8 protein-coding genes are annotated in these 8,454 nt (G+C 41.6%); 1 reads left to right on the plus strand and 7 read right to left on the minus strand.

The window, feature by feature from the left end; translation table 11 throughout:
* On the minus strand, positions 1 to 203 hold a 203-nt coding region (locus tag ACT3RN_RS12875), incomplete at its 3' end, for a hypothetical protein (RefSeq protein ID WP_444518700.1).
* Positions 204 to 344: 141 nt separating this feature from the next.
* Between ACT3RN_RS12875 and ACT3RN_RS12880 the strand changes: the two genes are divergently transcribed.
* Positions 345 to 1,292 carry an IS256 family transposase, variant Zn-binding type gene (locus tag ACT3RN_RS12880; RefSeq protein ID WP_442062720.1) on the plus strand — a complete coding sequence of 316 codons (948 nt, stop codon included), beginning with the start codon at positions 345 to 347 and terminating at the stop codon, positions 1,290 to 1,292.
* Between the two features lie 127 nt (positions 1,293 to 1,419).
* On the opposite strand, the gene fhuB is transcribed toward ACT3RN_RS12880, so the two are convergent.
* The 6 genes from fhuB to ACT3RN_RS12910 form a co-directional block, all read right to left on the minus strand.
* Positions 1,420 to 3,393, minus strand: coding sequence for a Fe(3+)-hydroxamate ABC transporter permease FhuB (gene fhuB / locus ACT3RN_RS12885; protein ID WP_444518701.1), 1,974 nt, complete (start codon positions 3,391 to 3,393; stop codon positions 1,420 to 1,422).
* Complete coding sequence (locus ACT3RN_RS12890) at positions 3,390 to 4,364, minus strand: ABC transporter substrate-binding protein (protein ID WP_442062713.1); 975 nt, start codon at positions 4,362 to 4,364, stop codon at positions 3,390 to 3,392. The genes fhuB and ACT3RN_RS12890 overlap by 4 nt, the downstream gene beginning before the upstream one ends.
* The gene (locus ACT3RN_RS12895; RefSeq protein WP_192519865.1) at positions 4,361 to 5,125 is read right to left on the minus strand and encodes an ABC transporter ATP-binding protein; all 765 of its coding nucleotides are present in this window, start codon (positions 5,123 to 5,125) and stop codon (positions 4,361 to 4,363) included. The genes ACT3RN_RS12890 and ACT3RN_RS12895 overlap by 4 nt, the downstream gene beginning before the upstream one ends.
* Before the next feature lie 89 nt (positions 5,126 to 5,214).
* Complete coding sequence (locus ACT3RN_RS12900; RefSeq protein ID WP_192529814.1) at positions 5,215 to 6,384, minus strand: siderophore-interacting protein; 1,170 nt, start codon at positions 6,382 to 6,384, stop codon at positions 5,215 to 5,217.
* 877 nt (positions 6,385 to 7,261) lie between these two features.
* Positions 7,262 to 7,999 (minus strand): EamA family transporter, encoded by a 738-nt coding sequence (locus ACT3RN_RS12905; protein ID WP_444518702.1) that lies wholly within the window; start codon positions 7,997 to 7,999, stop codon positions 7,262 to 7,264.
* A 53-nt stretch (positions 8,000 to 8,052) separates the two neighbouring features.
* The gene (locus ACT3RN_RS12910; RefSeq protein ID WP_444518703.1) at positions 8,053 to 8,205 is read right to left on the minus strand and encodes an EamA family transporter; all 153 of its coding nucleotides are present in this window, start codon (positions 8,203 to 8,205) and stop codon (positions 8,053 to 8,055) included.
* Positions 8,206 to 8,454 lie beyond the last annotated feature (249 nt).

Raw genomic sequence — 8,454 nt, forward strand, 5'->3', positions numbered from 1 at the left:
ATCGTATCAAGTACCACACTTGGTACATCTGATTGACTGTCATTATTTATATCGGTTTGTGCCCACGCCGCTTGGCTTGCAGCAAGTAAAACGACTGAAGTAGAGAGGTGAAAGATAGACAGTGATTTTACTGAAAATGGGTGACGCGCTCTGTTAGTTGCTTTGAGGCAAAATAGAGCAGAATATAGGCGAGACAATTGCATGAATGTTACCAATATGTAAGTTAAATCACTATTATAATGATAAGCATTTTCATTACAATAGTTGCGCGTTATTAATTTTAAAAATTTTGGTGTAATGGACATTATTCATGCTGTCATAGGGTCTAACGCTATATACTGTCTATATTTGCAAGGAATGAACGCCATGAATCAAAAAACTGCCCTTTTTGTAGTGATAAACACACCAAGAAGAATGGACGTAAGCTAGATAAACAGCAGTATCAATGCCTAGCTTGCAGACGGCAGTTTTTAGGTGGCAAAAGACTCAATAACCAAACACTTTGGACTGAATATACCCAAGGTAAACAGACTTACCAACAACTGGCTGATAAATACCACTGTAGTCTTAAAACCATTCAAAGACGCTTAGATAAAGTCAGTATCGAGTATCAGGTTAAACGACCAAAGACTGCTAATATCATCATGGACACCACTTACTTTGGTCGCAAGTTTGGGTTAATGGTCTTTATGGATAACACCACTAAAACCGTTCTTTATTACGCGATAGTGAGTCATGAAACTAATAGTGCCTATAAGCAAGGGATTGATCACCTAGCATCGTTAGGCGTTGATATACAAAGTATTACCTGCGATGGTAGACGAGGACTGCGTACGTTATTTACCTGTACCCCATGCCAGATGTGCCAGTTTCATCAAATACAAATAGTGACCCGCTACCTCACTCGTCGCCCTAAGAACATCGCCAGTATTGAGCTTAGACAGCTCGCTTTAAACATAATACAGCTTGATAAGACAGCGTTCATAAAGCGCTTAGATCACTGGTATTTGACTCATGAAGCCTATCTTAGTGAACGTAGTACCAATGAGGATACTGGTAGAACGTGGTACACGCACAAGCGTCTTAGAAGTGCTTATCGTAGTCTACGAACCAATAGTAACTGGCTGTTTACTTATCGAGAATATGAGCACTTAGATATACCAAATACGACCAATTCTCTTGAAGGGTTATTCAGTGAGCTAAAGCGACAATTGCACAGTCATCATGGGTTAAATGAGTACCGTAAGTTACGGTTTATTAAAGACTTTCTACTATCAAAGTCACTCAAATAGCATGAATTATGTCCATTAGCGACTACCTTCTACTTTTTAGCATGAATTTTGTCCATTACACCAAAATTTTTAAAGCCCTAAATAGCGATAATGTTGTCATGTCGTTATTGAAGTATTAACCATATGGTTACGCTCTAATACGCCGCATCAAATATAGAAAATAAGCGCCGCCAATGATAGCAGCAATGGTGCCAGCAGGTATCTCATAGGGAAATATGAGATAGCGTCCAACCCAGTCTGCTATGACCATTAAGCCCGCGCCTAAGATAGCGGACAGTTGAATTTGACGTTTGAGCTTTACCGCGCCTAATGTGCTGGCGAGGTGAGGTATCATCAGACCCACAAAACTGAGTGGTCCCACTGCTAACGTTGATATCGTACTCAGTAAAGCTACAAGAATGAGTATCAAGGTTTGATACAATCTCAAAGATACCCCAAGCTCACGGGCAATCCCGCTACCTAGGCTCAATATTTCTAATGGTTTGATCACCATAAAGCTTAATAAAAAAAGTATAAAAGCCAATCCTACTAAAATCCATGCCGTTTCTGGACTGGCAAGGTACGTAGAACCTGATAGCCAACTTAACACCGCTTGTAACCGTTGATCGCCAGATATTTTTACCAGACTTAATAAACCGCCCATCAATGCGGCAATGGCCACACCAACTAATAATAAATAAGCTGGATTGATACGACGGGCAAGCCATAAGATCAAGCTAAGGACAATAAAAGCGCCCAATAATCCTGATAATATAATACCTGTATAGCCAAAACTGGGTAGGAAAACAAAGGCCAATACCACGCCTATCGCTGAGCCTGAGCTGATACCGAGTACTTCAGGGCTAGCCATCGGGTTACGTGTTAAGGTTTGTAGCAGCACGCCAGCAGTGGCTAGCATTATGCCAGTGGCGGCTGTGCTTAACGTACGAGGCAATCTAAAATTAACAATTAAATGTCCTAGCGTACTAAGCTGCCAGCCATTTGAAGTAGCCGTAAAGATAAGTACGCCTATGAGCAACAGTATTAAGGCGATACTCCAACCCATTAAATGAGTGTCACGGCGTTCTGAAACTAAAGTCGGAATAACCTCATCGGTATGTTGACGACTTTGGCTCACGATTAACCATATCACCAATGGGGCACCAAGTATGGCCGTCATTGCATCAGCAGGAATATTTAGGCTTAAATAATGTTGTAACAGCGTCGTGGCATTACTGGTGATCCATAACAACAGCGCTCCAAACACATAACCTAATAGCAAACGGTAACCAATACGCCGTACCGAAAACACATTCACCAGTGTGGCAGCCCCTAAACCAATAAAGCCAATAGGCCCCACGCGACTGACGACAAGGGCGGTCAGTAGTGCCACCAATCCCACTACCAATCCACGAATGAGGTTGATAGGAACGCCCAAACTTTTGGCTTGCCTATCATCTAAGCTCATTATTTCTAATGGTTTTAATAAAGGTATTAAGCTAATAAAGGCGATCACACTAGCGATGCTTAATACGGCAGATACTTGCCAGTTATTCTGAGTGAGACTGCCCGCCGCCCACACCATGACGTTTAAGGTTTCTTCAGCATAATAAATCAATAATAAAGCAGTAATAGCGCCCAATAAAATATTGGTTACCAGTCCGCCAAGCACCAATACCAAAGGATTCATGCGGCTAGGCGCAGCTAGAAGAAAAACAATCGCCATACTGCCAAGCGCGCCCATAAAAGCGACCCAAAAACTTCCCCCCAACGCTAAAGTAGGCAGGAATAACGTGACAATGAGCAGCGCCATATTTGCACCGCTACCGACTGCTAGTGTCGTGTCTGAGGCCAATGTGTTTTTTACCAGCTGTTGTAATAAAACACTGACCAATCCTAAAAGGCCACCAGCGGTCAATGCTACCAACATGGTCGGTAGGATTTGTAGCTGGGTACTCATATCCGAAAGTGATAGCTCAAATGAGGGGGTGAACAATTCTAAAAAAGCGAGAGGCCATAGCTGATGTACGACTGCATAACTGCTGACTACTGCTAGCAGCATTAAGAAAACGACCATCATATAAATACGGTTAGCTGACAAAAAATTATTTTTATTCATCATAAATCGGTATGGCCTACAAAAGTGACATTCGTTAAGCGCTCGGCCAAGACATTCATAGAAGCCACGCCACTGTTGTTCCATGTCGCAGGCAGTAAGGCGATACAGCGGCCTTTTTTGCTAGATGCATGCGCTTGATCAAAGGAATAACCCAAGCGCTGCCACACTAAACTGTCTTCTAATTCAAGTTTGAGAAGGTCACTAAGAGGTTCAACGACCACAAGGCAAGTATCGTCATTAAGCTGCGCTAAGTCTCCTAGCATAATGGGCGTAAACCCCCATTGATTGCCATCTGCCAACGCTACTAGCTGTAGTCCCATCGTCTCTAAAGCAGGTTGAAACAAACTATTATACGAAAACATACGCAAATTATTAGTATCGGCAAATTGCACGACAGCCAATTTTTTGACATGAGGATAACGCGCATGAAAAGTCTGTCCCGCTTGTAAGATTTGTTTCTTGCTAGTGTTTAAATAATCTTGCGCGGCTTGCGGTTTATTGATAGATCGGCCCAATTCTAACGTGGGTTCTATAAAGTCCTCCCACTTTGCAATTTTGTTAGGGCTGGTCAATTCAATAGAATGGATAGGCAAATCGCCGTACATAGGACGCAGGTGCGCATAAAAAGCGTTGTCTATGACCAAATCTAAATCTAATTGAGAGAACATTTCAGGATTGGGCTGATAGCGTGTTCCTACGTCGAGAGTCGTATCGGGTATAAGAGGCTTACCGACCCATTCTCTATAGAAAGGTTTGTCGCCCATAGCAACTGGTGGGTATCCCATGGCAGTCAGCGTCGCCGCAATACCCCAATCGGGCGTCATGACTTTAGGCGCTTTTTGACTTTCTTGAGGTGACATTGCTTGTGGCGCTTGTGGTGCTTGTGAGGTGGCGTCAGACGACTGGCAACTGCTTAACAATAAACTTGAGCATAATGCCACACATAGCCCGAACGAAAAGGTGAGCGCTTTCATATAACTGCGACTTTATGAGTAGTGGTAGGATGGGTTAGTAGGGTAAAATCGACACCAAATATTGAGCGCAGTACATCCTTTTCCATGGTGTGTTTGACATCATTCATATGGCACAGCTTGCCTTGTTTTAGGGCGATAAACTCATCACAAAACCTTGCTGCTAGATTTAGGTCGTGCAGGATAATCACAACACCTAAGCCTTGCTCATCGACCAATTGACGAATCAGCTTTAACACTTCTATTTGATAGACCACATCCAGCGCCGCTAGTGGTTCATCCAATAGAAGATACTTTGTCTGCTGGGCAAGGCACATCGCCAACCAGACGCGCGCACGCTCACCACCTGACAACGTCGATACTTGGCGGTCTCTAAAGGCGTTAACTTGAGTGAGGGCGATAGCTTTTTCTACTTGTTGATGATCGTTGGCAGTCGGCTTTTGCAGCCATTTTTGATGAGGGTATCTGCCCAACATCACAAGCTCATAGACCGTAAAAGCACCTGCATCAGGTAGATTTTGCGGTAAATAGGCAAGATGCGTCGCCAGTCTTTTAGCAGAAAGACTTCGCAAATCTGTATTTTCTATTTCAATGCCACCTTGCGTGGGTGTCATCTCTCCTGCCATGGCTTTTATAAGGCTAGATTTACCAGAACCATTATGTCCAATGAGGGCATAAAGTTTATTTGGTTCGATGATAAAAGAAGTCGGGTGAAGCAAAACTTTTTTTTGACGAATTAGGCTTAAATTATTGATGTGCATCATAGTGAGCAGTCGAAAGTAAATGAGGCATTTTAAAGAAAAGTAGCTGGTTAATGCAAATGATTTTCATTTTATTTATGGAATTGAAGCAGTTATTGAGCGCGCCAATAGACTTTTATGACCATATCTTGACGAGATAAACCAAGAGTTACCTTTAATTGTTGTCTTAATGATTTGATGTCCGCTGCTTCAAGCGCACCCCAAACCTTGCCAATCTTAAGAGGTAGTGTTGTTAACCTTGCATGTAATAAGCTTATGATTTGTTCAGAAAGATCGGTTGTTGGCGTTTTAATGATATGAAGTAGATTGTCTTGTAGAAAACGCTCATCATGACCTAAGTGCTGACAGAGATTGAGAGTGTGTAAATAACTGATATCTTCTGGATCTTCGGTGATAGCAATGACAAGGGGCGGCAACGGATTTTGCCAGTTTTCTAATAGATTGGCGACGGTAGGTAGAGAGGTTTCATCGCAAATCAATAAGCATTGTCCCTCACTGAGGTGTTCTATTTTTTCTGGATAATCGCGCACCGTTTTTATTGGCATGCCGCAGACGAGAGAGCGTGCCCAATTGCCACCTGGCGTGTTGCCATGGATATAAACATCTATCCAAGCTTGAACAGACAAGCGGATTGGATCTCGCCATGCTTTTCGCAGGGTGTAGTAGCGTTGTAAAGGTTTATCGTTATTTTCTGACTCACCATTTATGGTAGATAAAACTTCAGCATTTAACTCAAATAAATACGCGTAGCCTGGATGATTGAGTGGGATATTATCGGGTGCTGTGACCACCAGTCGATACATATTAGGACTGACATAATAACCATCAGTCACGCGAAAGTGCTGTTCTTGAAGCTTGATCGTACGCTTACCAAGCTTAGTAGCGGATGCCTGTAATAACGCTATATATTGCTCATGTAGTGTTTCAGCGTTACTAATAGGCACAAAAAAGTTGATAAAGTATTGATGATTAACACTAGAAAGGTTTTCAGCGAGGCTGTTATCTGTAGAACTGCTATCTTTTAACGCATTAGAGTTATTTTGATACCGATTCATCGTTATAACATCTAACAAAAGGCCGTCAGGATACAGCTCTTTTATCGATACTATATCATACTCGCCGACTGAGGCAGAGGTAAAGGCATTGATAAACATCGCAAGTTCATCTTGATGCTCTTCATTAAGATGGTGAATAAACATGGCTTTATCAGCAATGGCTAATGGGGTTTTATTGGTATCATAACGAGTAAGCGTTTCAGCCATAAAGGGTCATCCAAGCCAAAAAATCACATAACGGTTAGTTCATATAATCGTCAAGTAAATGGCATCTGAAAATATAAGGTAGCGGAGAATAGAGATAAAAATAGTAGAAGTTTAATCAATACGTATTGCGAGCCAAGCAAGGTGATAGAATTAGTAATCGATAATGTGAATTAAAAACACCTAAGCGTTATTGATAACCATTAACATCTAGATTATTATTACGTTAATAAGGCTAACTGTCAATGCATTTATAAATAGGAAGTTGTGATTTTAAATGATTATCAAGCTTCAGTTTAGAATATACTGTAATGTCACTACACCCTAATCGTCGAACCTTGATATAAAGCGATACACCTAAATAATCTTAAAAACACATACTTCGCAAAATATACCATTCAGAAGTTAACAATGATTTGATACTTAAGACATTGTCGCATTATGCTATTGATAAATAAAAGTAGTCTAGAATAATGTTTATCTACTACAGTCTCTATTCTTTTTGTTGCTTTTGCTGACGATGATTTTAAAAAATCTGAACCGCACTGGGATTGTCGGTGACTCAAAACTCTGAGAGAGTATGAAAATAGTCGCTTCATTGAATCTTATAATTTGTTATGACAAATGACTCTGGATAGAATAAGGCGGTTTTAAATGCTCCCTCTGAGGTATACCTATGGTGAACCAATCAGGTGCTTTCACTGATTCGGTTCCCTAGCGTGGACTGGAATCTTCGGTTGTAGGCTAATGAAATCAACGTTTTTGCTCCCGAAAATATTCTCAGTGTACTTCGTTGTATACATGCAGTGAATTTTTGAATAGTAGATCAAGTTATTTTTATTTACCATAAGCGCTGTTATAGAAATAAGAACAGCTAACGTCATATTGGCTGGCGCTTTCTTCCTAATTTCATTTTCATATTTGCTAGCACCAACCCCGACAATATCAATATCATTGCCAGCATCTTCCACCATGTCACAATCTCTCCTGTGAGTAGCACTGAGGTTATCATACCGAATACTGGCACCAATAGAGCGAATGGCATAACCTTAGAGGCAGTATTGTGACTGAGCAGATGCGCCCACAATCCAAAGCCTATCAGAGTTGAGATATACACGATAAACCCAAGTGATAGCCAAGACTTGAGCGATGCTTCGGTAAACGTCGCCAGTTGCCATGCCTCGGTCTCAAATATGAGAGAAGATAGAGTTAAAATCACGCAAGCGACCAGACCACCCCAAACCACCAGAGCGAGAGCAGATAACGCGGATGCCTTATTCTTACCAGTATTAGACGAAATAATAGACACGTCTGATCCTTGCTGCGTCGCTTGTGTTGACGCCTGCTTTGAGGCAATGTTACCAAAGCTCCAGCCTATGGCCGCAACCAAGATACAGACAAACCCAGCCAAAGGCATATCACCACCAAGGTTTAACGCGATGACGCTAAGCCCTAGCACACTGACCAGCATACCGATGATTTGCATGCGATTCACTGCCTCACCCAATATAAAATACGCCAGCAATACAGTGATAAAAATCTGAGTTTGTAGCAATAGTGCCGTCAACCCTGCTGATGCCCCTAAATGCATGGCAGTAAATACAAAAGCATACTGCATGACAAACGTACCGATAGCATAAATAAATAATGTACGGTTAAATTTGGGCGGCTTCAGAAAAAAACCAGTGGCACAGCGGTAAAGAAAAAACGCAGGGTGGTGAGCATTAGCGGCGGAAAGCTTTCAAGTCCCCATGCAATAAAGGTAAAGTTCACACCCCAAATAAAGGCAACCAGTACAGCCAATGCGGTGTATATAGGAGTCATATCGTTGGCCTAGGAAATTATGGCAGGTTATCAGATTTACTTAGCTAAAAACCTGATATTTAAAAATTTTATGACAGTTTTTTATTAACGAGCGAATGCTTTTAGACAGTAAGCACCACACTTACAAACAATAGAACGGCAATGAGCATTAATGTTATACCGCCTATTTTTGTAATTAAGTATAGTGTCGTGTTTTCATTGTCGTATTCTCTCAGAATGTTGAGTCTCCGACAATCCCGGGGCGGTTCA

It is taken from the genome of Psychrobacter sp. AOP5-GZ1-6, from assembly GCF_052376345.1.
GTDB lineage: Bacteria > Pseudomonadota > Gammaproteobacteria > Pseudomonadales > Moraxellaceae > Psychrobacter.

What these genes read in the sequence shown, in the direction of transcription:
- ACT3RN_RS12900 (WP_192529814.1), bottom strand. Translation starts at nt 6,384, where the DNA reads ATGGCTGAAACGCTTACTCGTTATGATACCAATAAAACCCCATTAGCC.
- ACT3RN_RS12905 (WP_444518702.1), bottom strand. Translation starts at nt 7,999, where the DNA reads ATGCAGTATGCTTTTGTATTTACTGCCATGCATTTAGGGGCATCAGCA.
- fhuB (WP_444518701.1), bottom strand. Translation starts at nt 3,393, where the DNA reads ATGATGAATAAAAATAATTTTTTGTCAGCTAACCGTATTTATATGATG.
- ACT3RN_RS12910 (WP_444518703.1), bottom strand. Translation starts at nt 8,205, where the DNA reads ATGACTCCTATATACACCGCATTGGCTGTACTGGTTGCCTTTATTTGG.
- ACT3RN_RS12890 (WP_442062713.1), bottom strand. Translation starts at nt 4,364, where the DNA reads ATGAAAGCGCTCACCTTTTCGTTCGGGCTATGTGTGGCATTATGCTCA.
- ACT3RN_RS12895 (WP_192519865.1), bottom strand. Translation starts at nt 5,125, where the DNA reads ATGATGCACATCAATAATTTAAGCCTAATTCGTCAAAAAAAAGTTTTG.